The organism is Baekduia sp. Peel2402 (genome assembly GCF_052567285.1).
Genome location: NZ_CP199582.1, coordinates 140550 through 165047 on the forward strand (window position 1 = coordinate 140550; position 24498 = coordinate 165047).

General features: G+C 71.3%; 25 protein-coding genes. 17 read left to right on the forward strand and 8 right to left on the reverse strand.

Annotated elements, in window-relative coordinates; translation table 11 throughout:
* Positions 1 to 14: 14 nt before the first annotated feature.
* The 6 genes from ACT01A_RS00695 (at position 15) to ACT01A_RS00720 (ending at position 7149) form a co-directional block, all read left to right on the forward strand.
* Entirely contained in the window at positions 15 to 1181 is a 1167-nt protein-coding gene (locus ACT01A_RS00695) for a low temperature requirement protein A (RefSeq protein WP_445150313.1), read from the forward strand.
* Positions 1178 to 2377, forward strand: coding sequence for a pyridoxal phosphate-dependent aminotransferase (locus tag ACT01A_RS00700; RefSeq protein WP_445150314.1), 1200 nt, complete (start codon positions 1178 to 1180; stop codon positions 2375 to 2377). Before ACT01A_RS00695 ends, ACT01A_RS00700 begins: the two co-directional genes overlap by 4 nt.
* 59 nt (positions 2378 to 2436) lie before the next feature.
* Positions 2437 to 2820 (forward strand): response regulator, encoded by a 384-nt coding sequence (locus tag ACT01A_RS00705; RefSeq protein WP_445150315.1) that lies wholly within the window; start codon positions 2437 to 2439, stop codon positions 2818 to 2820.
* Positions 2821 to 2911: 91 nt separating this feature from the next.
* Positions 2912 to 4627, forward strand: a complete 1716-nt coding sequence (locus ACT01A_RS00710; RefSeq protein WP_445150316.1) for a S8 family serine peptidase — start codon at positions 2912 to 2914, stop codon at positions 4625 to 4627.
* A gap of 46 nt (positions 4628 to 4673) precedes the next feature.
* Positions 4674 to 5345, forward strand: a complete 672-nt coding sequence (pdxH, locus tag ACT01A_RS00715; RefSeq protein WP_445150317.1) for a pyridoxamine 5'-phosphate oxidase — start codon at positions 4674 to 4676, stop codon at positions 5343 to 5345.
* Positions 5346 to 5421: 76 nt separating this feature from the next.
* A complete protein-coding gene (locus ACT01A_RS00720; protein ID WP_445150318.1) occupies positions 5422 to 7149 on the forward strand; it encodes a hypothetical protein in 1728 nt (575 codons plus the stop codon).
* Here the strand turns inward: ACT01A_RS00720 and ACT01A_RS00725 are convergent.
* The gene (locus ACT01A_RS00725; protein ID WP_445150319.1) at positions 7076 to 7969 is read right to left on the reverse strand and encodes a DsbA family protein; all 894 of its coding nucleotides are present in this window, start codon (positions 7967 to 7969) and stop codon (positions 7076 to 7078) included. The genes ACT01A_RS00720 and ACT01A_RS00725 overlap by 74 nt on opposite strands.
* Before the next feature lie 175 nt (positions 7970 to 8144).
* Here ACT01A_RS00725 and ACT01A_RS00730 point away from each other — a divergent pair, with 175 nt between their 5' ends.
* Both ACT01A_RS00730 and ACT01A_RS00735 read left to right on the forward strand, forming a co-directional pair.
* Positions 8145 to 8396, forward strand: coding sequence for a hypothetical protein (locus ACT01A_RS00730; protein WP_445150320.1), 252 nt, complete (start codon positions 8145 to 8147; stop codon positions 8394 to 8396).
* Positions 8397 to 8520: 124 nt separating this feature from the next.
* Positions 8521 to 8862, forward strand: coding sequence for a hypothetical protein (locus tag ACT01A_RS00735; RefSeq protein ID WP_445150321.1), 342 nt, complete (start codon positions 8521 to 8523; stop codon positions 8860 to 8862).
* Here the strand turns inward: ACT01A_RS00735 and ACT01A_RS00740 are convergent.
* The 3 genes from ACT01A_RS00740 to ACT01A_RS00750 all read right to left on the reverse strand — a co-directional run bounded on the left by ACT01A_RS00740 (position 8859) and on the right by ACT01A_RS00750 (position 13512).
* Positions 8859 to 10481 (reverse strand): histidine kinase, encoded by a 1623-nt coding sequence (locus ACT01A_RS00740; protein WP_445150322.1) that lies wholly within the window; start codon positions 10479 to 10481, stop codon positions 8859 to 8861. The two genes, ACT01A_RS00735 and ACT01A_RS00740, sit on opposite strands and share 4 nt — an antisense overlap.
* 43 nt (positions 10482 to 10524) lie before the next feature.
* On the reverse strand, positions 10525 to 12168 hold the full coding sequence (locus ACT01A_RS00745) for a hypothetical protein (RefSeq protein ID WP_445150323.1): 1644 nt from the start codon (positions 12166 to 12168) through the stop codon (positions 10525 to 10527).
* A 117-nt stretch (positions 12169 to 12285) separates the two neighbouring features.
* Complete coding sequence (locus tag ACT01A_RS00750; protein WP_445150324.1) at positions 12286 to 13512, reverse strand: hypothetical protein; 1227 nt, start codon at positions 13510 to 13512, stop codon at positions 12286 to 12288.
* A gap of 253 nt (positions 13513 to 13765) precedes the next feature.
* On the opposite strand from ACT01A_RS00750, the gene ACT01A_RS00755 reads away from it, so the two are divergent.
* The 5 genes from ACT01A_RS00755 to ACT01A_RS00775 are packed head-to-tail and all read left to right on the forward strand — an operon-like array spanning position 13766 to position 18057.
* Positions 13766 to 15010, forward strand: coding sequence for a DEAD/DEAH box helicase (locus ACT01A_RS00755; RefSeq protein WP_445150325.1), 1245 nt, complete (start codon positions 13766 to 13768; stop codon positions 15008 to 15010).
* 55 nt (positions 15011 to 15065) lie between these two features.
* Positions 15066 to 15323, forward strand: coding sequence for a GlsB/YeaQ/YmgE family stress response membrane protein (locus tag ACT01A_RS00760; protein ID WP_445150326.1), 258 nt, complete (start codon positions 15066 to 15068; stop codon positions 15321 to 15323).
* Entirely contained in the window at positions 15320 to 15547 is a 228-nt protein-coding gene (locus ACT01A_RS00765; RefSeq protein WP_445150327.1) for an RNA-binding S4 domain-containing protein, read from the forward strand. The genes ACT01A_RS00760 and ACT01A_RS00765 overlap by 4 nt, the downstream gene beginning before the upstream one ends.
* The gene (locus tag ACT01A_RS00770; RefSeq protein ID WP_445150328.1) at positions 15544 to 17274 is read left to right on the forward strand and encodes a VWA domain-containing protein; all 1731 of its coding nucleotides are present in this window, start codon (positions 15544 to 15546) and stop codon (positions 17272 to 17274) included. Before ACT01A_RS00765 ends, ACT01A_RS00770 begins: the two co-directional genes overlap by 4 nt.
* A gap of 3 nt (positions 17275 to 17277) precedes the next feature.
* Positions 17278 to 18057, forward strand: coding sequence for a hypothetical protein (locus tag ACT01A_RS00775; protein ID WP_445150329.1), 780 nt, complete (start codon positions 17278 to 17280; stop codon positions 18055 to 18057).
* Here ACT01A_RS00775 and ACT01A_RS00780 read toward each other — a convergent pair.
* A complete protein-coding gene (locus ACT01A_RS00780) occupies positions 18039 to 18377 on the reverse strand; it encodes a PilZ domain-containing protein (RefSeq protein WP_445150330.1) in 339 nt (112 codons plus the stop codon). The two genes, ACT01A_RS00775 and ACT01A_RS00780, sit on opposite strands and share 19 nt — an antisense overlap.
* A gap of 39 nt (positions 18378 to 18416) precedes the next feature.
* On the opposite strand from ACT01A_RS00780, the gene ACT01A_RS00785 reads away from it, so the two are divergent.
* Positions 18417 to 18911, forward strand: coding sequence for a VOC family protein (locus tag ACT01A_RS00785; RefSeq protein ID WP_445150331.1), 495 nt, complete (start codon positions 18417 to 18419; stop codon positions 18909 to 18911).
* On the opposite strand, the gene ACT01A_RS00790 is transcribed toward ACT01A_RS00785, so the two are convergent.
* From ACT01A_RS00790 to ACT01A_RS00800, 3 genes are all read right to left on the reverse strand, one after another.
* Positions 18908 to 19225, reverse strand: a complete 318-nt coding sequence (locus ACT01A_RS00790) for an AzlD domain-containing protein (RefSeq protein WP_445150332.1) — start codon at positions 19223 to 19225, stop codon at positions 18908 to 18910. The two genes, ACT01A_RS00785 and ACT01A_RS00790, sit on opposite strands and share 4 nt — an antisense overlap.
* On the reverse strand, positions 19222 to 19815 hold the full coding sequence (locus ACT01A_RS00795; protein WP_445150333.1) for an AzlC family ABC transporter permease: 594 nt from the start codon (positions 19813 to 19815) through the stop codon (positions 19222 to 19224). Before ACT01A_RS00795 ends, ACT01A_RS00790 begins: the two co-directional genes overlap by 4 nt.
* Before the next feature lie 89 nt (positions 19816 to 19904).
* Entirely contained in the window at positions 19905 to 20948 is a 1044-nt protein-coding gene (locus ACT01A_RS00800) for an LLM class flavin-dependent oxidoreductase (RefSeq protein WP_445150334.1), read from the reverse strand.
* A 24-nt stretch (positions 20949 to 20972) separates the two neighbouring features.
* On the opposite strand from ACT01A_RS00800, the gene ACT01A_RS00805 reads away from it, so the two are divergent.
* Genes ACT01A_RS00805 through ACT01A_RS00815 form a run of 3 tightly spaced genes read left to right on the forward strand, consistent with a single transcriptional unit; the run spans position 20973 to position 24441 of the window.
* Entirely contained in the window at positions 20973 to 22841 is a 1869-nt protein-coding gene (locus ACT01A_RS00805) for an EamA family transporter (protein WP_445150335.1), read from the forward strand.
* On the forward strand, positions 22802 to 23689 hold the full coding sequence (locus ACT01A_RS00810) for an amino acid ABC transporter permease (RefSeq protein WP_445150336.1): 888 nt from the start codon (positions 22802 to 22804) through the stop codon (positions 23687 to 23689). Before ACT01A_RS00805 ends, ACT01A_RS00810 begins: the two co-directional genes overlap by 40 nt.
* Positions 23686 to 24441 carry an amino acid ABC transporter ATP-binding protein gene (locus ACT01A_RS00815; protein WP_445150337.1) on the forward strand — a complete coding sequence of 252 codons (756 nt, stop codon included), beginning with the start codon at positions 23686 to 23688 and terminating at the stop codon, positions 24439 to 24441. Before ACT01A_RS00810 ends, ACT01A_RS00815 begins: the two co-directional genes overlap by 4 nt.
* The last annotated feature ends 57 nt before the right edge of the window (positions 24442 to 24498 follow it).

Genomic DNA, 24498 nt, shown 5'->3' on the forward strand with positions numbered 1-24498 from the left:
GGCTACCGCGACCAATGACCGCGATCGCGACCGAGTCCGAGCCGGCGACCGAGCACGAGCAGCGCGTCACCCCGCTGGAGCTGTTCTTCGACTTGGTGTTCGTCTTCGCGATCACCCAGGTCACCGCCTTCATCGCCCACGAGCCCGACACCAAGCACTTGTTCGAGGGCCTGGCGATCCTCGTCGCGATCTGGTGGGCGTGGGGCTGTTACGCCTGGCTGGGCAACACGGCCCGGGCCGACGACGGCCTCTTCCGCGTGACCCTGCTCGCCGCGATGGCTGCGATGGCGGTCGCCGCGATCGCCGTCCCGCGCGCGTTCGGCGCCGACGCGCTCGCGTTCGGCGTCGCCTACTGCGCGGTGCGGGTGCTGCACATCGTCGCCTACGCGGTCCTCGCCCGGCGCGACCCGAACCTCAACACCGTCGTCGTCAAGCTCGGCCGCTCGATGGTCCCCGTCGGCCTGCTGTTCGTTCTCGCCGGCCTCGTCGACGAGGGCACCGCCCGCTACGTCTGCTGGGGCCTGGCGATCGGGATCGACGTCCTCGCGCTCTACGTCCAGGGCGTCGAGGGCTGGCAGGTCCAGGCCGGGCACCTCGCCGAGCGTTTCGGGCTGATCATCATCATCGCCTTGGGCGAGTCCATCGTGTCGGTCGGCGTCGGCGCCCAGGGCCAGGCGATGGACGCCGACCTGATCGTCGGCGTCCTGCTCGGGATGGCCGCCGCAGCCGCGATGTGGTGGGCGTACTTCGACGTCGTCGCGATCGTCGCCGAGCACCGCTTCCGCGCCTCGGCCGGGCTGGAGCGCGCGCGGATCGCCCGCGACTCCTACACCTACCTGCACCTGCCGATGGTCGCCGGGATCGTGCTGTTCTCGCTCGGCGTCAAGACCACGCTCGGCCACGGCGAGCACCACCTGGAGACGATCCCCGCGATCGGTCTTTGCGGCGGCGTCGCGCTCTACTTCCTCTCGCACGTCGCGTTCCGCCTGCGCAACGTCAAGACGCTCAACACCGGCCGCCTCGTCCTGTCGGTCGTCCTGATCGCGCTTATCCCGGTCGCGACCCACGTGCCCGCGCTTGCCGCGCTGGCAGCGGTCTCGGTCCTCAGCTGCGCGCTGATGGCGTATGAGTTCGTGCACTTCCACGAGGCGCGCGAGCGCCTGCGCCACGCGCTCACATGACCACCAACATCACCGACGACGCCGACCACTACCGCCCGCGCCCCGCGCGCCTGGCACAGCTGCCCGAGCAGTACTTCAAGGGGATCCTCGCGCAGGCCGCCCACGCCGCCGCGCAGCCCGGGCCGGAGTTCATCGACCTCGGCCGCGGCAACCCGGACATCGCGCCGCCGCCGCACGCGATCGCCGCGCTCCAAGAGGCCGCGTCGCACACCGCGACTGCACAGATCCACGGCTACCCGCCGTTTGGCGGCCACCCGGAGCTCAAGCGGGCGATCGCCGAGCGCTACCGGATCGACCACGGCGTGGAGATCGACCCCGACCGCGAGGTCGCGGTGGTCCCGGGGACCAAGACGGGGATCATGCTCGCCACGCTGGCCGCGGCCGGCGACGGCGACGCGGTCCTGCTGCCGGACCCGGGCTACCCGGACTACCTCAGCGGCGCGGCGCTGGCCGGCGCGCGCGTGATCTCGCTGCGTCTGGACCCCGACGACGACTTCCAGCCACGCTTTGACGAGGCGGCGGCGGACGTCAACTCGCGCGACGTCGCGCTCGTCGTCCTCAACTACCCCTCCAACCCGACCGGCGCGACCGAGCGCCCCGGCACGTTCGAGCAGGCCGTGGCCTTCGCGCGCGAGCGCGACGCCTGGGTCCTCAACGACCTCGCCTACGGCTTCCTGGCCTTCGACGGCGCCCGCGCCCGCTCGATCCTGGAGGTCCCTGACGCTCGCGACGTCGCGATCGAGCTGTGGTCGCCGTCCAAGATCTACGGGATGGCCGGCTGGCGCGTCGGCCTCGCGGTGGGCGCGCCGGTGCTGATCGCGCGCATCCAGACGCTCCTGGACCACATGACCGCCGGCGTCTGGAGCGGGATCCAGCGCGGGCTGATCGCGGCGCTGACGTCCGACCAGTCAGACGTCGCCGCCCGCCGCGAGATCTACGAGCGCCGCCGCGACCTGATGGTCGGCGCGCTGACCGCCGCCGGTGCGCCCACCGCGCCGGCCCGCGGCTCGTTCTTCCTGTGGTGGAAGCTGCCGCCCGGTGTCACGCCACAACGGCTGATCGAAGAGCATCGCGTCGGCGTCGCGCCCGGCGAAGGCTTCGGTCCGACCGGCGCGGGCTGGGCGCGGCTGTCGCTCGCGCTGCCCGACGGGGCCATCGCCGAGGCGGCGGCGAGGCTGTCCTCTGCGGCCACCTAACCCGTTCGAATTCTGCCGTTCCGGCACGCACGGCGTTCCAGCGCGTTAGATTCAGGTGCATGGCCGAAACCACGGTCCTCGTGGTGGACGACGACGCGGGCTTCCGCGCATACGTCCGCGCTGCGCTGGAAGGCGAGGAATTCGCCGTGGTCGAGGGCGCCAACGCCCAGGAAGCCGTTGAGGTCGCGCTGCGCGAATGTCCGGACGCGATCCTGCTCGACTGGCGCATGCCCGGCGGCAGCGGGATCGTCGCGTGCCGCAACCTGCGTGCCGAGCCGACGCTCGGGGGCGTGCGGATCGCGATGATCACCGGCCTCGACGATGAGCGCGACCGAACGCTCGCGCGCCACGCTGGCGCCGACGCCTTCCTGATCAAGGACCCGGACCCGGACGCCCTCGCGCGCCAGGTCCGCCGCCTGCTCGCGGCACCCGTCACGCCGTAGCGCCTGGTCTCGGTCCCCTGGTTTCGGTCCCTGAGCGCCGGGGAATCCGTTGCGCTCCACACCGTCCCGAAACCCTTCAGGGAGCTCTCTCTTGCGTATCAAACCGGTCCTTTGCGCCCTTTCCGCCGTCGCGGCGGCAGGCGCAGTCGGAGGCGTCGTCGCCACCGGCTCCTCGGCCCAGGGCGAGGATGCCCGCACCTACGTCGTCCTCTTCGACCAAGGCGCCAACGTCGACCAGGCCACCCAGTCGATCGAGGCCGCCGGCGGCACGGTCCAGAAGGTCAACGCCGCGATCGGCCTGGCGACCGTCCGCTCCACCGACGGCGACTTCGCCGCCGACGCCGCGGCCCGGCCCGGCATCAAGGGCGCGGCGACCGAGCGGTCGATCGGCCAGGTCCCGGCGCAGTCGCGCACGCAGCGCGACCGTGACCAGGTCGAGCGGCTCAACGCCGAGCGCCAGGCGCAGAAGGCCCAGGGCGGCGCCGCCGATCCGCTGTCCGGCTACACGAGCCCGGGCGACCCGCTGTCCTCGCTGCAGTGGGACATGCAGGCGATCCACGCGACCACGGCGGGCTCCTACGCCACGCAGCAGGGCACCAAGGACGTCCGCGTCGGGATCATCGACACCGGCGTCGACGGCTCCCATCCGGACATCGCGCCGAACTTCGACCGCGCGCTGAGCCGCAACTTCACCGTCGACGACCCGATCATCGACGGCGCCTGCGACACCGACCCTGACGGCTCCTGCGAGGACCCGGCCGACGTCGACGAGGACGGCCACGGCACGCACGTCGCCGGCACGATCGGCGCGCCGCTGAACGGCCTCGGCATCGCGGGCGTCGCGCCGCGCGTCGACCTCGTCAACCTGCGCGCCGGCCAGGACTCCGGCTACTTCTTCCTCCAGCCCACGGTCGACGCCCTGACCTACGCGGGCGACCACGGCATCGACGTCGTCAACATGTCGTTCTACATCGACCCGTGGCTCTACAACTGCGCGTCCAACCCGGCCGACACGCCGGAGCAGCAGGCCGAGCAGCAGACGATCATCGAGGCGACGCAGCGCGCGCTGGCCTATGCCCGTGACCGCGGCGTGACGCTGGTGTCCGCCGAGGGCAACGAGAACACCGACCTCGGCTACCCGGACTTCGACGACACCTCGCCGGACTACCCGGACGCGGAGACCTCGCCGCACGACCGCAACATCGACAACTCGTGCCTGAACCTCCCGACGGAGGGCGAGGGCGTCATCGGCGTCACGTCGACCGGCCCGTCCGGCCGCAAGGCGTACTACTCCAACTACGGCACCGAGCAGGCTGACGTGTCCGCTCCGGGCGGCGACTACTACGACTTCCCGGGCACGGACAAGATCGCCAACCCGGCCAACGAGATCCTCGCTCCGTACCCGAAGGCCGTGGGCCTGGCCAATGGCGACATCGACCCGGCGACGGGCGAGCCGACCAACGCGTTCGTGGTCAAGGACACCAAGAACGGCCAGGTCGCGTACTACCAGTACCTGCAGGGCACCTCGATGGCGACGCCCCACGCAGTTGGCGTGGCGGCGCTGATCGTCAGCGAGTACGGCAAGAAGGACCGCTCCCAGGGCGGGCTGACGCTGCCGCCCGACCGCGTCCAGAAGCTCATCCAGAAGACCGCGACCGACACGGCCTGCCCGTCGCCGCGGCTCTACCACTACGACGGGCTGCCCGCGACGCGGCAGGTGCCGGACGCCTACTGCGAGGGTCCGGTCAAGCGCAACGGGTTCTACGGCGACGGCGTGATCGACGCGCTCGCCGCCGTCAGCAAGTAGCAGCGGGCGCGCTGCCCCTCGGAGCCTTGCGTAGGCTCCGAGGGGCATGCCCTACGACCCCACACCCGACCCGCAGCACCTCGCCGCCATGCGCCGCAGCTACGAGCGTGGCGGCCTGGAGGAGGGCGATCTGGCGCCGACGTGGAGCGCGATGCTCGCGCGCTGGCTGGGCGACGCCGAGGCGGGCGGGATCGGCGAGCCCAACGCGATGGTCGTCGCCACCGCCGACGCCGAAGGCCGCCCCAGCGCTCGTACGGTCCTGCTGAAAGGCCTGGACGAGGACGGCGTCACGTTCTTTACCAACTACGGGTCGGACAAGGGCCGGGACCTCGCGACCAACCCGGTGGCCTCGGTCCTGTTCCCCTGGCACGACCTCCAGCGCCAGGTGCGGCTCACCGGTGCGGTCCGCAAGGCCGACGCCGCGGCTTCAGACGCCTACTTCGCCTCGCGCCCCTACGGCTCGCGGATCGGCGCCTCCGCCTCACCGCAGTCGGAGGTCATCCCCGACCGTGCGGCCCTGGAGGCGGTCGAGGCGCAGCTGCGCGCCCGCCATCCGGACCCGCCCGGCGACGTGCCGCGCCCGGAGCACTGGGGCGGCTACGTCGTAGAGCCCGACTCCGTGGAGTTCTGGCAGGGGCGCCGCAACCGTCTTCACGACCGCCTGCGCTACCGGCGCGGCGACGACGGCGCCTGGGTCACCGAGCGCCTCGCTCCGTAGGAGCTGGCGCTTGCCGCCGCGGCACGGGCCTTTCCCACCCGACGCCCGCGGCGCATCATGATCCGCTCGCATGGCGGTGCGGGCGAGTGTCGAACGGCGGCCGCGGGTGTGGAGCGACACGGCGGACGCGGTCGCGCGGGCGGTCGTGCCGGTCATCGTGGTGGCGTTGCTGCTCGGCCCGATGGCCTTCGATCGCGGGATCCTCGGGATCGATTGGTTCGCCCACGCCTGGTACATCGACCACCAGGGACAGGCCCTGCGACACGGGATCCTCCCTTCGCTGTACGCGCACAACGCCGCGAGCGTGTTCGACCCGCACTTTGCCTACTACGCGGGCAACATGTACGCCTTGGGTGGGCTGCTGGCGCTGCTCACGGGCTCGGCGACGACCGCGCTCGTGCTGCTCTTCGCGCTCGCGTTCGCCTGCGGGTACGGCGGGCTGTCCTGGCTCGCCCGTCAGGCTGGCGCCGGACCGTGGGCCGCGCACGCGCCGGCGGTGCTGCTGGTCAGCTCGGCCTATTACGTCGCCACCGTCTACGGCGGCGGGTGGCTGGAGGTCACGGCGGTCTCGGCGCTGCCGCTGCTGGTCGCCTCCGCCTGGGCGTTGGTCAGCGCGGGGGAGTGGCGGACCGGCCCGGCGCTCGCGCTGGCAGGCGCGACGATCCTCTTCACGGGCAGCCACAACCTGTCGCTGGCGTGGGGGACCACGATGCTGTTGGTCGTCGGCGCGGCGGTGTTGCTGCTGGCGCCGGACGTGCGGCGGGCGTTCACGCGCGACGCGATCCTGCGGCTGGCGTCCGTGATGGTTCCCGCGACGCTGGTCAACGCCTGGTTCTTGCTGCCGGTCATGGCCTACAGCTCGAACACGGTCATCGGCTCGGACCGAGCGGTCGCCGACCAGTCGCTGCGCGACACGATGTTCATGGTGCAGCCCGGCCGCCTGCTGACCCTCTCGCGCGGCACGGTCGACGACACCGTCCCGTACTACGTCTGCGCGCTGCCGCTGCTGGCGATCGCCTGGGTGCTCGTCAGCCTCGTCCTCGCGCGTGCCCGCCACCGCTCGCCGTGGTTTCGCGTCGCGCTCGCGCTGCTGGCGCTGATCGCCGTCCTCAGCGTCGTCGCCGGGAGCCTGAGCCTGCTGCTCGCGCTGCCGTCGCCGTGGGGGCTGCTCCAGCTCGGCTATCGCCTCGAGGCTTACATCCAGCTCGCGCTCGGCGGCGCGATCATCGCCGGGCTCGTCCTGACCACCGGGAACCGCCGCTGGGCCTGGGCGCTCTTGCCGATCGTGTTGATCTCGCTGGCCCAGGGCCGCCAGCAGGCGACGCCCAGCATCAACCCCGACGTCGGCCCGTCCTACCAGCGCGCGAGCATCCCCTACATCTCGCCCAAGCCCGTTCAGGGCTCCGCCGACTACGCCGAGGCCGACGTCCCGCTCGCCCAGGATCCCGGCGGCGCGCCGATCCGCTTCGACCCGCGCGACCCGACCGCGCCGGTCGCGGTCGGGCCGGGCAGCGGCGGCACCGAGCGCGCCAGCAACCTCGTCGCCGCGCCGACGCTGATCGATCTCGACGGCGCCACGATCGTCGGCCGCAGCCCCGACGGCACCGCGGTCCTGCGCGTCGACGACGGCGCCACGCAGGTCAGCGCCGCCGCACGCCATCCATGGCCGGTGACCGCGGGCGCCGTCCTCTCGCTGCTCGGACTCGTCGCGCTCGGTGGTGTCCTGGTGCTTAGACCAGGTGCCAGAGGGCCGACGTCCCGACCGCCTCGCGACGCACGCGGCCTGCGGCGGCCGCCTCGATGAGGGCGCGCTCGGCCGCCTCCTCGTCCAGTTCGCCCAGGTTGGTGGTCATGCACGCGGCGACCTCGCGGGTGACGGGCGCGTAGGGGAGGGCGTTCAGGACGTCGACGGGATCCTCGGCCGCCGGGCGTCGGGTCAAGGACACGTCCAAGTTCGCCAACGCCGTGTCATAGGCCTCGACCGGCTGGAAGCCGCCGACCTCCAGGCTCGCGCCCTCGGTGGTGCGGAAGATGATCGACGGCGCGGTGTAGCGGACGGCGCCGTCGGTGTTGGCCTCGCGGCCCTGGGCCTCGGTCGGCGTGCCGGCCGCGGTGCGCGACTCCGCGCGGTCGGCCTGGTAGGCGGCCTCGACGTCGTCATCGCCGATCGCCGCCACCAGCGCGGCCGCGTCGATCCCCGCGATCGGGCGCTGCTCCAAGACCGCGACGAGGTCCTCCGGGTCGTCGAGCAGCAGGGTGGTGGTGAACTGCGCGAGCTGCAACGCGCGGAACACGGCGAACTCGGCGTCCGCGCCGTGACGCAGGCGCGCCGCGACCACCAGGCGGCAGGCGGTGCCCGTTCCGGTGACGCGCTCGCGCGGCTGGCCGCCGAACGGCATGCCGAAGCGCCGTCCGAACGTGCGGAAGCCCTGAGCGCTGCGCGTAGGCGTGTAACCGCTCTTCACATAGCGGTCGGGGCTTTCGGAGAGGCCGATCAGCACGAGGCGCCAGTCGAGCTGGGCGCCGAAGCGCCAGCGCAGCACCGCGTGCGCGGGCGACGCGGAGTACGCCCAGGGGCAGTGGGGATCGCTGAAATGGGTGAGGGAGACCGTGGGGGAGGACATCGCCACCAATCGTTGCACGAGCAACGGTCCTTGTCGAGCGGAAGACTCGACAACGTTCAAGCACAAGATCTTGCGGCTACTACTTGCACTAGAGACGACTTATAGGCAAGGATTTGCTTCGCGCGCGGCGAAGGTCCCGCGCGACGCAGTGCAAACCAATACGAGGAGGCCAACCATGGCTACGGAACGCCCCAGCGGCTTGAAGCAGCGGTCTTACCTGATCGGCGCCGACGAGATCAACTGGCTCGAGACGGCTGCTGGCAAGACGAAGCTGACGCAGAGCGACCTGGTCCGCCTGGCGCTGCAGCGCCTGCGCAAGGACCTCGGTGCTGCTCGCAGCCTCAAGCTCGAGTCCGTCGAGACGCTGGCCAAGGGCACCAAGTGGGCGCCGGTCAAGCGCGGCGGCCCGCGTCGCCGCTCGTCCTAACGGACGCGCTCTCGACCGCAACGTCACACTCCTGAGCGCCCCGGCGCCGCGGTGGACGGACGTCCGAACACGGGCATCCACACTGCGGGGCCGGGGCGTGGCGGTCGATCTACGGGACGTCCCCATGTCTTCCGCCGTTGACCTCGACTACGTCCGCATCATCAACCAGGCTCGTCTCGAGCTCGAGTCCGCGGGCAATCCGTCCTTCGTGGTCATCGTCATCGACTTGGCCGGCGAAGTGCATCTCGCGCCGATGGTCTACGCGACGATCGGTCCGGCGTCGGACCACGCGAGCCGTCTGAACCGCGCCGCCTTCGAAACCGGCGAGCGCGTCGTCATCGTCAGCCGTTCAGCCGCTGGCCGCCGCGCGATGTTCACCGTGGTCGAGCCGCGCACGATGCGCAAGCTCCACACGCGCCTCGAAGTCATCGAGGAGACGTTCGCGGAGATGGACACCAAGATCTAGGCAGCAGGCTCGTCGCGCGCGTCTGCGACGGCCTTGTACCAGAGCAGCTGCATCGGCTCCTCGTCGGTGAACTGCCAGCCCGGCTCGCCGAACAGCAGCGCGAGCTCGTCGCGGATCGTCGCGTAGAAGCTGCGCCGGTCTGACCGCCACGACTCCAGGTCGGTGCCGCCGACGTCGTCGGGATCGAGCCAGTCGTCGTTGATGTCCATGAACGGCACCGACGCCACGCCCGTGACCTCGACGGTCGCGCGACGGCGCCCGAGGTGGTCCATCACCGGCAGCCGCTGACCGACGCGCGGCGCGCCGCCCTCGAGCTCCCACTCGCGCGCGAGCGTCACCGACAGCGTCTTGCTCCCGCCGATCACGGCCTGGATGTTGCGCTCGCCACGGCCGCCGTCGTCCGGGTGCCCGAACTCCAGGAACGGCTCGTGCGCGCTGCGCCACGGTGCCAGTGGGATCACGGCCTTCAACGTGGTGCCCTTGCCTAGGGGCGAGTCCACCGACAACTCGCCGCCGAGCGCGGCGACGCGGTCGCGCAACCCGGCCAGGCCGCTGCCGTCGACCCCGGGCGCGTCGGCGCCGCCGCGGCCGTCGTCGGAGAGCGTGATCACGGCCTCGCCGAGCAGGCTCGTTGCGCTCACCCGCGCGCAGTCGGCCTGCGCGTGCTTGACCGCGTTGGTCAGGCCTTCAGACGCGAGGTAGAACGCGGTCAGCTCGACCGGCGCGGGCAGGCGCCGGTCCGGGAGCACGTCGATGTGCAACGGGATCGGCGACCGCGCCGCCAGCGCCTCCAGCGCGGAGCCCAGGCCCTTCTCGGTCAGCCCGGCGGGGTGCAGGCCACGGGCCAGCTCGCGCAGCTCGTCGGTGGCGAGCTTGGCCTCCTCCTGCGCGCGCTCCAGCAGCTCCAACGCGACCGGGTCGAGGTCGTCGCCGAGCTTGCGCCGCGCAATGCCTATGAGATGGCCGAGCGCGACGATCCGCTGCTGCGCGCCGTCGTGCAGGTCACGGCCGATCCGCTGACGCTCGCCGTCGGCGGCGTCCAGGACGCGGGCGCGCGCGGCGGCGACCTCGGCGTCGCGGGCGCGCAGCGCGGTCGCGTGGCGGCGGCGCTCGATCTCAGCGCCCGCGCGCGCCGCGAAGATCCGCAGCACCGCGAGCTCGTCGCCGTCAGGCTCGATCGGCTGCGAGGACATCAGCGCCACGTAGCCGACCTGCTCGTCGCCGGCGCCCGGGAGCGAGACGCCGAGGTAGGAGTCCAGCCCGAAGTCGCGGACGTAGCGGTCGTCGGGGTAGAGGTCGGTCGTCCCTGCGGGCAGCACGAGCAGCCCGTCGCGCACGACGACCGCGCACGGCATCGTGTCGTCGATGTCGAACTCGTAGCCCTCGTCCATCTCGACGCCGTTCTGCCAGCGCGCGAGCACGCGGACGCGACCTTCAGCGGGCGCGGGCAGGTGCTCGCCAATGAACGCCAGCTCGGCGCCGAACGCGGCCGCCAGGTGCCGCACCATCGCCCGCAGGAACGCGTCCCCGACGTACCCGGCGGTTCCGCCCGCGAGCCGGCGCAGAAGGTCGCGCTCGCGCACGGTCGGCGGGTCTTCTGGCACTTCGGCGGTCGGCACGGGCGCCGGATGGTACCCGTGCCGACCGCGGCTCAGGGTGTGGCTACCGCGTGTTCAAGGCGACGCCGCGCGGCAGCGTGAACGTCGGGTAGCTGCGCGGGTTGGAGGCCTTCTCGCGGACGCTGGTGGCGAGCCGGTAGACCGCCGCGCTCTGGCCCTTGGGCGCCGGGACCGAGACCGAGAACGTGCCGTTGGCGTTCGGCTTGAAGCGCTTGACGAGCACGACCTTGCGGCACGAGACGCGGCGCACGACGCGCACGTCGGAGACCGGCGTGGTCAGCGGCCCGATGACGCGGCCGGTGATCTTCACGGTCTTGCCGTCGGAGGACTGCTTCAGCGTGGACACCGTCAACCGGCGCTGGAGCTTGAGCGGCAGCGACAGCTCCTTGCCGATCTCGGCCCGGTAGCGCAGCGTGTTGGACTCCTTGTGCGAGGCCATGACCGCGGCGGGCGGCAGCGGCGCGGTCGTCTCGAAGGACCCGTCCTTCTTGACGACGGCGTGGGCCACGACCTTGTCGCCGCGGCGAAGCCGGATCGCCACCTTCTTGCCGACGTAGTCGCGGTTGGCCGCGCCGATCAGCTTGACCTTGCCGTCCTGCTTGAGCACGTCGACGAGGATCAGCTTGCGATCGCTGCAGGCCAGCAGCTGGTCGGAGACGCTGCCCTGGCCCGCCACCGTCGAGGTGGTGGTCTTGGTCGTCGTCGTGGTGCGCGTCGTCACGCACGCGTCAGACGCCGCGCCGGCTTTGGCCTCGCCGATCGTCGCGTCGAGGATCGGCTGGCCGCCAAGCGAGATGAAGGCGCGCAGCGCGCGTTGGGTCAGCGTGCCGCCGGCGATCGTCTGCTCCCTGGGCGTGACCGTCACCTGCGCCAGCGCGGCCGGGATCTCGATCGGCGGGATCGCGGAGAGCGCGGTCCGCACCTGCGCGAGGATCGGGTCCAGCAGCGTGAACAGGATCGGCGTCACGCCGGTCTGGTCGTAGATCGCCAACTGGGACACGTCGAGGCTCGCCAGCGAGATCGAGCGGCTGTCCAGCAGCGGCAGGACCGTGCTGACGACCCCGTCGACGCCGAGGTCCTGGCCGAGGACCTTCAGGCCGGTGATCGTGCTGTTGCCGGCCAGCGTCGGAACGCCCGCCTGGCAGGTGACCGACGCGTTGGAGGTCAGCACGTCGGCGCTCAGCAGCGACGGGATCGAGGACGGGATCAGGTTCAGCAGCGTCTGCTTGAGGTCGATCGTGACGCCGGTGACCTGCGGCAGCCCCGGGATCGGCAGCGCGGGCAGGCCGGGGATCGTGATCGGCGCCAGCGGCAGCGCGTTGATCGCGTCGACGACCTGCTGGCGGGCCATGGCGAGGATCTCGGGCGACGGCGCGATCTCGACGCCGGCCAGGCCGCCGGTCGCCGCGCCCGTGGCGGCGGCGCCGTCGTAGGCGGTCCGCGCGGTGAGGACCGAGGCGTTCAACAACGACGGCAGGCTGACCGTGGGGATCGCCTCGCCGGTCGCGCAGGCGCCGTCGCGGCCCTGGACGACGGGCTCGATCGGCGTCGAGCCCAAGATGGTGGCCCGCAACGGCGAGGCCTCGCAGTGGAACGCGGGCGCGGCCTGCGCGGAGGCGCCGGCGAGCGCGAACGACGACCCGATGGCGGCGGTGACGAGCACGACGCGCGAAACGATGGACTTCATGAAGGGACCCCTGTCTTCCCTGGCCTGGACACGGGCACCTCCCCGGCGCCCGCCGGTCGACTACCCATCCGGCGCGGATCTCACACCGCACCGGATGGATGATCGTCAGGCGAGGTCCTACTGCAACGCCATCTTCGGCTCGCCCGCGCTCGTGAGCCCGGTGCCGGAGATCGTGCAGGTGCCGCCCTTCGGCGTGCCGCCGTTGTAGGCCTGGCGCACGCAGTTGCGAAGCGCCAGCTCGCCCCAGTAGTTGGGGTGCAGCGACTCCTGCACCTGGTAGGGGCCGAAGACCGTCGAGACCGTGCGGATCTGGTTGACCCACTCGGACTTGTCGACGGCGCCGGCCTGCGTCCAGGACGTCAGGCCCTTCTCCTCCAACAGCCCGACCGTGTTCTCGCACAGGCGGCGGCCGTTGAAGGCCGACTGCAGCTCGAGGATCTTGATGTTGGACAGGCCGGTGGCGGTGGCCGCGTTCTTGACCGCGTTGTTGATGGTCGGCAGCGCGGTGGCGTTGGCCCAGTTGGCGTCGTTGTTCCAGAACCCGCAGCCGCCGGTGTTCTGGCGCGTGTAGCCGGACTCGCCGTAGCGGAAGCCCGAGCCGGGCGGCACCGGCGACTCGTAGTCCTGCACGACGATCTTGTAGGCGCTGTCGGCATAACCCGCGTTGAGCATCGCCTGGCGGATGTTCAGGATCGCGTTCTTGATCGCCGTCGTCTGCGCCGCGATGTTCGCCGAGGTGAAGTTGGCGGTCACCGAGGAGTCGTCGTTGCAGTAGTCCTTCCACCACGTCGGCGACGTCAGCCAGTCGACCACGCAGGACTGCACGATCGAGGCGAAGTTGAAGTTGTTGCCGCCGATCGACAGCGAGATCATCTTCACGTTGTGCGACGCGGCGAACTGCTGCAGCGCGAGCGCCTGACCCTGCTTGGTGCCGCTGGAGTAGAAGTCCAGGCCGGGCTTGAAGCTGTCGCCGTCCGACGTCGACGTCTTCGCGCCGCTGCACGCGAGGTTCACGCCGTTGACGCCGCCGCCGATGAAGACCTCGGCCGCCTTGGACCGGTGACAACCGCTGATCTGCTCGGCCGTGTTGGACGCGTTGTCGTAGTAGGCGGTGGACCCGAGCGCGTCGATCCACGATGAGTCCTGATTGGAGTTGCCGGCCCAGCGGCCGGCCTCACCCGAGATGTAGGAGTCGCCGACGCTGGCGACGTAAGGGGTTCCGACCCCGGGTCCGTCCGCGCGCGCAACGCCGCCTCCATGCAACGCCAGCGCGCCGAGCACCGCGATCGCAACCACAACCCCGTACCGGCGCACGCTTTCGCGCGCCGTGAAGATGTACGACATGTTCCTCTCCTCCTGCATTTGACCCACGAGCGCCCTTGTGACGCTCGACACGTGAGCGAACCTAACCGGCCCGGTCGTCGTCGTGTGACAAGTCCGTGCCAGATGTCCCGTCGAAGACGCTGCTAGCCTGCACAGGGCGTAGAACACCGATGTCCTACGCGAGGCAGCTACTTGGGTCCCGCCAGATCGAGGCGGTTCGGGTCAGCAGTCTCCCGAATCGTCCGCGGCACATGCCGCACTGGAGTTCCCCCATATGTCTTCTAAGACCTTCGCCGATCTCGGCGTGTCCAAGGCCGTGTCCGCGGCCCTGGAGAAGCGTGGCTTCACCGAGCCGTTCGCGATCCAGAACCTGATCATCGGCGACATCCTCGAGGGCCGCGACGTCCTCGCGAAGTCGCCGACCGGCTCGGGCAAGACGCTGGCCTTCGGCGTCCCGATGCTCGACCGCCTCGACGCCAACGGCTACGGCCGTCCGTCGGCCCTCGTGCTGGCGCCGACGCGCGAGCTCGCCTCGCAGATCGTCGACGAGCTCTACCCGCTGGCCCACGCCCGCGCGCTGAAGGTCACCACGGTCTACGGCGGCGTCGGCATCAGCAAGCAGGAGCGCGAGGCCGTCAACTCGCACATCGTCGTCGCGACGCCCGGCCGCCTGGAGGACCTCCTGCAGCGCGGCAAGCTGAAGCTCAACAACGTCAACTTCCTCGTGCTGGACGAGGCCGACCGGATGCTCGACATGGGCTTCCGCCCGGCCGTCGACCGGATCGTCGCCAAGTGCCCGCGCGAGCGCCAGACGGTCTTCCTGTCCGCGACGCTGGACGGCACCGCCGGTCAGATCGCCCGCGAGTACACGACCAACCCCGCCGAGCACGCGATCGAGCCGGACGTCGACCGCCTCGCCGCGATCGAGCACCGCTTCGTCGCCGTCGAGCGCGACGACCGCCTCACGCTGCTGGTCCGCGAGCTGAAGTCCGACCGCGACCTCGCGCTGGTCTTCGTCCGCACCAAGCACGGCGCCGACCGCCTGGTCAAGCGCCTGTTGCGCGAGGGCGTCAAGGCCGTCGCGATGCACGGCGACAAGTCCCAGCGCCAGCGCGAGCGCGCCCTGGACCAGTTCGAGCGCGGTGAGGTCGACACGCTCGTCGCCACCGACGTCGCCGCCCGCGGCATCGACGTCCGCGACATCTCGCACGTCATCAACTTCGATCCGCCGGAGGACGGCGACACCTACACGCACCGCGTCGGCCGCACCGGCCGCGCCGGGCGCACTGGCGAGGGCGTCACGTTCGTCGGCGCCGAGCAGGCCGGCGACGTCCAGAAGATGGCCTCCCAGCTGGGGATCCTCGACCAGTTCGGCCAGTCGGGCCTGCTGCGAAGCGAGCGCGGCGGGGCCAAGCCGCCGGCCCACGGCGGCGCGCCGCGTACGACGGGCGCGCGCAAGCGCACCCGCTCGCGTTCGCGCAAGGGCAGCGGCGCGACGTCGGGCCGCCACGCCCGCTAGCTAGCGCACCGCGCGGAGCGGCTCCGGCCGCCTCCGCGCTCGGTACGCTCCGCGCGTGCTGGGCGCCGTCATCCTCGGACTGTTCGCGGGCTACCTCGGCCGGGCTCTGACGCCCGGCCCTGGCCCGTCTGGCTGCTTCCCGACGCTGGCCATCGGCCTCGTCGGGTCGCTGGTCGGCTATTTCGTCTTCACCGAGGCCCTGGGGATCGGCGACGCCGAGATCCTCGACCTCGGCGGCCTGCCCGGCGCGGTGCTCGGCACCGTCCTCGTGCTCGTCGTGCTGCAGGCGGTCGGGCGGTCCTCGTCGCGATGACCGCCCGCGACGTGCCGATCCGGGGCGGCATGATCCGCCTCGGCCAACTGCTCAAGCTCGCCGACGTCGTCGACGGCGGCGGCGAGGTCAAGGACTTCCTGATGGAGGTCGACGTGACCGTTAACGGCGAGATCGAGGACCGCCGCGGCCGTCAGCTGCACCCGGGCGACGTCGTCGTCATCGGTGAGGAAGAGGAGCTGCACGTGGTCGGAGACGACGCGTGAAGGGCGTGCGCTGGCTGATCCTCGCGCTGGCGATCGTGGCGATCGGCGGGATGGCGGCGCTGTCGTCCTCGGGCGGCGACGACGACGGGGGCGGGAGCACCTCCTCCGCCGGCCCGTCGTCCACGACGGCGACCGAGGTCGCCCAGGCGCCGGCCAACGCGGTCGCGATCGGCTTCGCCTACTCGCCTGAGAAGGACGACCTGCTCAAGCCGCTGATCAAGGAGTTCAACAGCTCCGGCGCGCAAGTCGGCGGGCGGCCGGTGTTCGTCTCCGGGCAGAACGTCGCGTCCGGCGACAGCGAGCTGGCGATCGCCAAGGGCCGCTCCAAGCCGGTGGCGTGGTCGCCGGCCTCGTCGCTCTGGGGTCGTCTCCTGAACTACGAGACCGACCTGAAGTACGTGCCCGACGACAACCCATCGCTGGTGCGCACGCCGTTGGTCATCGCGATGTGGGAGCCGATGGCCAAGGCGCTCGGCTGGCCCAAGAAGGCGCTGGGCTGGAGCGACATTCTCAAGTTGGCTCGCAGCGGCGCCGGCTGGGGCGACTTCGGCCACCCGGAGTTCGGCGACTTCAAGTTGGTGCACACCAACCCGGACTTCTCGACCGCGGGCCTGTCGGCGGTCGTGGCGGAGTACTACTCCGCCACGGGCAAGAAGGAGGGGTTGGTCGAGGCCGACATCGCCAAGGCGCGCGACCAGGTCAAGGCCATTGAGTCGTCGATCGTCCACTACGGCGACACGACGCTGTTCATCGAGGAGCAGCTGCGCAAGGAGGGCCCGGGCTACGCGTCCGCGGTCGCGATGGAGGAGGCCACGCTGGTCGACTTCAACAAGAACCGCGGCACGCAGGACCGGCTCGTCGGCATCTACCCGCGCGAGGGCACGTTCTACAGCGACGACCCCTACATCACGCTCAACGCCGCGTGGGTGACGCCCGAGCAGAAGCAGGGCTCGGAGCTGTTTCAGAAGTTCCTGGCGGAGAAGCTCACCGCGGAGTCCGTCGGGCGCTACGGCTTCCGACCGGGGACGACCGACGGCGGCTCTGACGCCAAGACGCTGGCGGCGCCGCTGGACGCCGAGCACGGCGTCGACCCCAAGCAGCCCAAGCGCGTGCTCGGCCTGCCGGAGCCGCGCGTGCTGGCCAAGCTCAAGGAGGCGTGGCGCGCGGACCGCAAGCCCGCCAACGTGCTGCTGGTGCTCGACACGTCGGGCTCGATGGTCCAGGAGGACCGGCTGGCGCGCGCCAAGCAGGGGCTGACCGCGTTCCTGGCGCAGGTCGCGTCGCAGGATCGCGTCGGGCTGACGACGTTCTCCGACGAGATCCGGCCGCTGGTGCCGATCGGGTCGATGGCGGCCAATGGGGCCAAGCTTCGCCAGGTCGTCGCGGGCGTCAACGCCGACGGCGGCACCAGGATCTACGACGTGACGTCGGCCGCGGTGCAGCAGGTCGCCAAGGTCGCCGACAAGAGCCGCATCAACGCGGTGGTGTTGCTGACCGACGGCGAGGACACCGACTCGTCGCGCACCGCCGACCAGGTTGTCCAGGAGCTCGAAGGCCAAGGCGACTCGTCGAGGCGCGTGCGCGTGTTCACCATCGCCTACTCGTCGGGCGCGGCCGGCGCCGCAGATGTCCTGGCGAAGATCGCGGCGGCGTCGGGCGGCAAGTCCTACGAGGGGACGACCTCCGACATCGAGTCGGTCTACCGGTCGATCTCCAGCTTCTTCTAGGCCATGGCCGAACGCAGCCCCGAGAAGCCTCCGTCGCGCGAGCAGATCGCGGTCGATCTCGCGGTCAACGCCGCGACCAAGCCGTTCAACCTGGTGGTGTTGGTCGCGGTCGTCGCCGGCGGGCTGGCGGTGGGGACCCCGTTCGTGGTCGCGCTGCTCGTCGCGGCGGTGGTCTACACGGTCGCGGTCGGGGTGACGCTGATGAACGCCGACGAGGCCGCTCGCGTCGGTGAGGAAGGCCGCGCGCGGCGGCGCACCACGGCGGGGGAGACCGCCAGGCGGCTGGACCCGGCGACGCTCGCGCCCGGGATCGCTCGACCGGTGACCGCCGCGCGCACGACCGCCGGCCGGATCCGCGACGCGATCGAGCGCGCCGAGCTGCCCTACGCGGAGGTCGGCGACGAGGTCGACCGCCTGTTGACCACCATTGAGGGCTCCGCCACCCGCGCGCAGTTGTTGTACGAGGTGCTCCGCGAGTCGCCGCCCGACGCGATCGAGCAGCGGATCGCCGGCCTGGAAGGCTCCGGCAAGACCGAGCTCATCGCCGCCCTGCGCGAACAACTTGCCGTCCAACGCAAGGTCGAGACCCAACTCGAGCGCTTCGTCGACGAGATCGACCGCCTCAACGTCGAGCTCGACACCATCCGCGCCACCCTCGTCAGCCTCTCCGCCTCCACCGACGCCTCCAGCCAGCAGCGCATCGCCGCCGACGTCCGCACCTTGCGCGAGGAGGTCGGCGCCGTCGCGGCCGGCCTGTCTGAGGCCTACGACGAGAGCCGGTAGATCGGCCTCGACGGCGTGCGACCCGCGGCGACGAAGGCGTCTAGGGCGCCTTGGGTCGCGGGTGACATGTGCTCGAAGCGCAGGGCGTAGGTGTCGTGGCGCTGTTGGCGTAGGACGCGGGCCTTGCCGCCGCAGTGGCCCTCGGGGAGGGTGAGGTCGAAGCGGACCTCCTCGTCGATGCGCAGCGGACGGGAGCAGGTGATGCAGGCGCCGGTGGCGCTGAGGTCGCAGGTCTGGGCGTGCACGTCGTTGCCGACCTTGCGGCCGAGGCTGACCTCCAGCGCCACCTCGACCCGGTGACTCCCACGCTGATCGGGCATCGTGCGATGAATCCTGCCCGCTGGACCGGTCATAGAACCATGCCCAAGATCATCCCGAACCTCTGGTTCGACAACCAGGCCGCCGAGGCCGCGGAGTTCTACGTCTCCGTGTTCCCGAACTCCCGCGTGACGGCGACCAGCCACTACACGGACGCCGGGCCGGGAGAGCCCGGGTCCGTGCTGACCGTGGCCTATGAGCTCGACGGTGAGCCGTTCATCGCGATCAACGGCGGTCCCGCGCACGCGGGCTTCACCGAGACCGTCTCGTTCCTGATCGAGTGCGAGGACCAGGCCGAGATCGACGCCTACTGGGCCAAGCTCACGGCCGACGGCGGCTCGGAGCAGCCGTGCGGCTGGTGTAAGGACAAGTTCGGCCTCTCGTGGCAGGTCGTCCCGAAGGGCATGGACGAGTTCTTTGCCTCCAACGACACGGCCGCGGTCAACCGCGCGATGGAGGCGATGTTCACGATGACCAAGCTCGACGTCGCCGCGCTGGAGGCAGCCGCGAAGGGCACCGGCGCGCCAGCCGCCTAGAACGCCAGGCGCAACAGCGCGGTGACCGCGGCCGCCGCGATCACCACCCACACGACGGAGACCTCGCGCCAGAGCAGGACGCCGGCGAACGCGACGCCCGCCAGGCGGGCGTCAACGTCGAGGTCGCCGTCGTGGATCAGGGTCTCGGTGACGACCAAAGCCGCCAATAGCGCCGCGGGCAACAACGACAACACGCGCACCGTGCGCGGCCCGAACTCCTGCGCGCCGACGAAGAACGGCCCGAAGGCGCGCAGCGCGAACGTCGTGATCGTCAGCAGCGCGACGGTCAGCCACGCCTTCTCGGCGAAGCTCATCGCGCTCGCACCGCCCCGATCAGCGCGACCGCCGAGGCCGCGAGGATCCCGATCCCGGCCGGGGCCATCAGCCCCACCACGAGCGCCACGGCCGCGCCGCCGATCGCGACCGCGCCCGCCTCGGCGGTCTTCAGCTCGCCAAGCAGCAAGGCCAGGAAGAACGCGGGGAAGATCGCGTCGATCCCGAGGTTCTCGGGGTGGGGCAGGATGCCGCCGGCCAGGACGCCAACCACCGTCCCGCCGAGCCAGGTCACGTACTGCGGGGCGCTGGAGCCGAAGAGCGTGTGGCGGTCGAAGCGACCCTCGCCGCGGTTGGCCAGCGCCCACGACGCGTCGACGACCGCCTGGCCCTCCAGCGCGCGCCGCGTCCGGCCGCCCTTCAGCGACGGGCCGATCGCGACGCCCATCGCCAGGTAGCGCGCGTTCATCAGCGCGGCCGCGAGGACCGCCGCGGCGACCGAGCCGCCCTGGGCGAGGATCGCGACCGCCGCGAACTGCGCCGAGCCGGCGTAGACGAACGCCGACATCGCGATCGCCGCTAGGCCCGGGATGCCCGCCGCCTGCGCGCTGATCCCGAACGAGATCGCCACGACGAACCCGGCGGCGGCGAACGGGATCGCCTCTCGCGCGGCGGCGCGGGCGGTGGGGGAGCGGTGCAGCGAGAACGAGGGGCGGAAGCTCAGGCCGGCAAGGCTGCCACGTCGGGCGGCGGCTCCGACGCGGCCGGCAAGTCGAACGCCTCAGCCAGCAACTCGTAGGAGCGTCGCCGCGCCGCGTGGTCGTGGGTGATCGTCACGACGATCACCTCCTCGGCGCCGTAACCGCCGGCGAGCTCCTCGATCTGGGCGCGCACCTTGTCGATGTGCCCCACGATCAGGCGCCGCCCGGGCGGCGGCGCGCCGACCACTTCACCTTCGGACTCCAGGAACCGCAGCGCCTTCTCGACCGGCGGCACCGCGATCAGCCGCCCGCGGCGGAGCATCTTGAAGGCCATGCGCGACGACGCGGCCAGCCGCCACGCCTCGGCCTCGTCCTCGGCGGCGATCACCCACGCGGCGACCGCGGTGGTCGGGAAGCGGTGGCGCTCGGAGGGCTGGAAGCGCGCGCGGTAGTCGGCGGCGATCGTCTCGCCGCCGGGCGCGATGAAGTCCGCGAACGCGTACGGCATACCGAGCTCGGCGGCCCAGATCGCCGACTGCGGGGAGGACCCCAGCAGCCATGGCTCTGGCGTCTCCGGGCGGCCCGGGAGCTCCGCCAGCCGCGCGAAGCGGTGCCCGTCCGGGAACGTGTCGTTCACGTACGCCAACAGCTCGACGAGCTGCTGTGGGAAGTCATCGGGCGCCGCGTCGCGGCGGTCGCGCTGTAGCGCGTACTGCGTCAGCGGGTCGGTGCCAGACGCGCGGCCGAGGCCGAGGTCGATCCGCTCCGGGAACAGCCCCGCCAGGACGCTGAAGCTCTCGGCGACCTTCAACGGCGAGTAGTGCGGGAGCATGACGCCGCCGCTGCCGACCCGGATCCGCCGCGTGACCGACGCGATCGGCCCGATCAGGACCTCGGGCGCCGGACCGGCGAGCATCGGCCCGCCGTGGTGCTCGGCGACCCAGTAGCGGTGGTAGCCGAGTCGGTCGGCCAGCTGCGCGAGGTCGAGCGTCTCGTGCAGGGCCTGCGAGCCCGTGCCGCCTTCGCGGACGGGGGATTGATCCAGGACGCTCAACCGCACCATGGGATCGACGGTAGCGTCCGACGCATGAGCGCCCGCGCCTGGACCGCCTTCGCCGCCGTGGCCACCCTCTGGGGCATCCCGTACCTGTTCATCAAGGTCGCGGTCGACGACGGCGTCCCGCCGGTCTTCCTCGCCTGGGCGCGCGTGCTGATGGCCGCGGTGGTGCTGCTCGTCCTCAGCCACCGCGCGGGCGTCCTCAAGCAGGCGCTGGACCCGTCCCTGCGCCGCTGGTTCCTGCTCTATGCGGTCGTCGAGATCTGCGGGCCGTTCCCGCTGATCGCCGCGGGCGAGCGCCATGTCGACTCCAGCCTCGCCGCGATCCTGATCGCCGCCGTGCCGATGCTCGTCGCGCTGCTGGCGATCCGCTTCGACCCGACCGAGCGCGCGACCGGCCGTCGCGCGGTCGGTCTGGCGATCGGCTTTGCGGGCGTGATCGCGCTCGTCGGGCTCGACGTCTCCGGTTCCTCTGACGCGCTGATCGGCGCGCTCTGCATCTTGGGCGCCGCGGTCGGCTACGCGGCCGGGCCGATGATCATCAGCCTGCGCCTCAAGGGGATCGACCCGCGTGCACTGATGGCCGTCGCGCTGTCGATGGCCGCGGTCCTGCTCACCCCGGCCGCGCTGCTCGCGCCGCCGTCGCACACGCCGTCGACCGACGCCCTGGCCTCGATCGTCATCCTCGGCCTCTTCTGCACCGCCGCCGCGTTCGTGCTCTTCGGCCAGCTGATCGGCGAGGTCGGTCCCGGCCGCGCGACCGTCATCACCTACATCTCGCCGATCGTGGCGGTCGCGCTGGGCGTCGCGGCGCTCGGCGAGCGGCCGGGCACGGGCGCCGTCGCCGGCCTGCTGCTGATCCTCGCGGGCTCGTGGCTGTCGACCGACGGCCGCCTCCCGCCGGGCCTGGACCGCGTGTTGAACCGTCTGCGCGGTACAGTCAAGCCCGTTATTCCCGATCGGCAAACGGACCTTGCCGACGCAGAGCCACCTAGACGGAGCACGCACCCCATGAAGCCTCTTCGCCCCTTGCTGGCGACGGTCCTGATCCCCGCGGCCCTGTTCCTCGCCGCGTGCGGGGACAGCGACGACGACACCAACACCGCCGCCTCCACCCAGGCCGCCGCCTCGACGACCGCCGCGGCAGACACGAGCTGCGACAAGGCCAACCTGTCGCTGATCAACAGCGGCACGCTGACGATCGGCACCGACAAGCCGGCCTACCCGCCGTACTTCGAGGACGACGATCCCACCAACGGCAAGGGCTTTGAGTCCGCCGTGGCCTACGCGATCGCCCAGCAGCTCGGGTTCGACAAGAGCGAGGTCAAGTGGACGGTCGTGCCGTTCAACTCGTCCTACGCGCCCGGCAAGAAGAAGTTCGACTTCGACGTCAACCAGATCTCGATCACGCCCGCGCGCCAGAAGCGCGTCGACTTCTCCGACCCGTACTACACGGCTCCGCAGGCGGTCGTCGCGCTGAACAAGGCCGACGCGTCGAAGGCCGCGTCGCTGGCCGACCTCAAGAGCGCGAAGCTCGGCGTCCAGATCGGCACCACGTCGCTGGACGCGGTCACCGCCACGATCCAGCCGTCCACGCAGCCGAAGGTGTTCAACGACTCCAACGACACCGTCCGCGCGCTGAAGAACGGCGCCGTCGACGCGATCGTCGTCGACCTGCCGACCGCGTTCTACCTGACCGCCGCGGAGCTCGACAACGCCAAGATCGTTGGCCAGTTCAAGGCGCCCGGCGGCGACCAGTGGGGCGCGCTGCTGGAGAAGGATTCCAAGCTGACCTCGTGCGTCAGCGGTGCCATCAAGAAGCTCTCCGAGTCCGGTGAGCTGAAGAAGATCGAAGACCAGTGGATGGGCACGGCGGCCGGCGCGCCGGAGCTGTCCTGAGCACCACCGGTCTCACCCGTCAGCAGGAGCGCGCCGCCGCCAAGCGGCGGCGCGCCCGCCGCGGCGCGCTGATCGCCACGGTCTCCACGCTCGTCTTCTTCGCCGTCGTCATCGCCCTCGTGGTGACCGCACCGGGCTGGGACGACGTCAAGACGACGTTCCTGAGCTGGCACGACTTCAAGGAGGCGCTCCCCGACCTCCTGAAGGGCTTCTGGCTCGACATCAAGCTGTTCGCGGTGGTCGAGGTCTGCGTGCTGGTGCTGGCGCTGGCGATCGCGCTGGTGCGCTCGACGCGCGCCGCCGCGCTGTTCCCGCTGCGGCTGGTGACGACCGTGTTCACCGACGTGATGCGCGGCCTGCCGGTCGTGTTGTTGGTGTACACGATCGGCTTCGGCGTCCCGGCGCTGGCGCTCGACGGCCTGCCGACCGACCCGCTCGTGCTCGGCGGCATCGGCCTGACGCTCGCCTACTCCGGCTACGTCGCCGAGGTCTTCCGCTCCGGGATCTCCTCGGTGCACCCGTCGCAGACCGCGGGCGCGCTGGCGCTGGGGCTGACGCGCGCGCAGGCGATGCGCCACGTGATCCTGCCGCAGGCGATCCGCCGCGTGATCCCACCATTGTTGAACGACTTCATCGCGCTACAGAAGGACGTCGCGCTGGTCTCGTTCCTGGGACCGATCGAGGCGTTCCGCGTCGCGCAGATCGAAGCGTCGTCGAACTTCATCTTCACGCCGATCGTCGGCGCCGGGCTGCTGTACCTGTGCGTGACGATCCCGATGACGCGCTGGGTTGACCACCTCCAGAACAAGGAGCGGCGCGTGCGCGGCGTGGCGGAGGTGTCGGCGTGAGCACCGGCGCTCCGGTCCTCGAGATCCGCGGCGTCACCAAGGCCTACGGCGAGCGCGAGGTCCTGCGCGGCATCGACCTCAGCGTCTCCGAGCACCAGGCGGTCGCGCTGATCGGCGCATCGGGTTCTGGCAAGTCGACGCTGCTGCGCTGCATCGACCTGCTGGAGGAGATCGACGACGGCGACGTCTTCCTGGACGGCGAGGTCATCACCGACCCGAGCGTCTCGCCGCCGGGCGTGCGCAAGCGCCTGGGGATGGTCTTCCAGGCCTTCAACCTGTTCCCGCACCTCAACATCCTCGACAACGTCGTGCTGGCGCCGGTGCGCGCGCACGGCGTCTCCAAGCGCGAGGCGACCGAGCGCGCCCGCGACCTGCTGGCGCGCTTCGGGCTGGAAGGTCGCGAGCAGGACTTCCCGGACCGGCTCAGCGGCGGCCAGCAGCAGCGCGTGGCGATCGTCCGCGCGCTGGCCACCCAGCCGCGGGCGCTGCTGCTGGACGAGATCACCAGCGCCCTGGATCCCGAGTTGGTCGGCGAGGTCCTGCACCTGGTCGCCGACCTGAAGGCCGGCGGGATGACGATGCTGATCGCCACCCACGAGATGGGCTTCGCGCGCGAGGTCGCCGACGAGGTCTGCTTCCTGCACGAGGGCGCGATCGTCGAGCGCGGCAGCGCGGAGGCGATGCTCGGCGCGCCTGAGCATCCCGAGACCCAGAAGTTCCTTCGACGTCTGTTGGACGCGGGGCGTCTTTAGACACCCCGCCCGTGGTGGACGAATGTCCCCCTGCGGATCGCCCCGCGATGCGCCACC

Coding starts and splice junctions, on each gene's coding strand:
- ACT01A_RS00785 (WP_445150331.1), top strand. CDS start 18,417: ATGCCCAAGATCATCCCGAACCTCTGGTTCGACAACCAGGCCGCCGAG.
- ACT01A_RS00725 (WP_445150319.1), bottom strand. CDS start 7,969: ATGTCCTCCCCCACGGTCTCCCTCACCCATTTCAGCGATCCCCACTGC.
- ACT01A_RS00695 (WP_445150313.1), top strand. CDS start 15: ATGACCGCGATCGCGACCGAGTCCGAGCCGGCGACCGAGCACGAGCAG.
- ACT01A_RS00750 (WP_445150324.1), bottom strand. CDS start 13,512: ATGTCGTACATCTTCACGGCGCGCGAAAGCGTGCGCCGGTACGGGGTT.
- ACT01A_RS00790 (WP_445150332.1), bottom strand. CDS start 19,225: ATGAGCTTCGCCGAGAAGGCGTGGCTGACCGTCGCGCTGCTGACGATC.
- ACT01A_RS00800 (WP_445150334.1), bottom strand. CDS start 20,948: ATGGTGCGGTTGAGCGTCCTGGATCAATCCCCCGTCCGCGAAGGCGGC.
- ACT01A_RS00780 (WP_445150330.1), bottom strand. CDS start 18,377: ATGCCCGATCAGCGTGGGAGTCACCGGGTCGAGGTGGCGCTGGAGGTC.
- ACT01A_RS00700 (WP_445150314.1), top strand. CDS start 1,178: ATGACCACCAACATCACCGACGACGCCGACCACTACCGCCCGCGCCCC.
- ACT01A_RS00755 (WP_445150325.1), top strand. CDS start 13,766: ATGTCTTCTAAGACCTTCGCCGATCTCGGCGTGTCCAAGGCCGTGTCC.
- pdxH (WP_445150317.1), top strand. CDS start 4,674: ATGCCCTACGACCCCACACCCGACCCGCAGCACCTCGCCGCCATGCGC.
- ACT01A_RS00705 (WP_445150315.1), top strand. CDS start 2,437: ATGGCCGAAACCACGGTCCTCGTGGTGGACGACGACGCGGGCTTCCGC.
- ACT01A_RS00765 (WP_445150327.1), top strand. CDS start 15,320: ATGACCGCCCGCGACGTGCCGATCCGGGGCGGCATGATCCGCCTCGGC.
- ACT01A_RS00775 (WP_445150329.1), top strand. CDS start 17,278: ATGGCCGAACGCAGCCCCGAGAAGCCTCCGTCGCGCGAGCAGATCGCG.
- ACT01A_RS00745 (WP_445150323.1), bottom strand. CDS start 12,168: ATGAAGTCCATCGTTTCGCGCGTCGTGCTCGTCACCGCCGCCATCGGG.
- ACT01A_RS00735 (WP_445150321.1), top strand. CDS start 8,521: ATGTCTTCCGCCGTTGACCTCGACTACGTCCGCATCATCAACCAGGCT.
- ACT01A_RS00805 (WP_445150335.1), top strand. CDS start 20,973: ATGAGCGCCCGCGCCTGGACCGCCTTCGCCGCCGTGGCCACCCTCTGG.
- ACT01A_RS00730 (WP_445150320.1), top strand. CDS start 8,145: ATGGCTACGGAACGCCCCAGCGGCTTGAAGCAGCGGTCTTACCTGATC.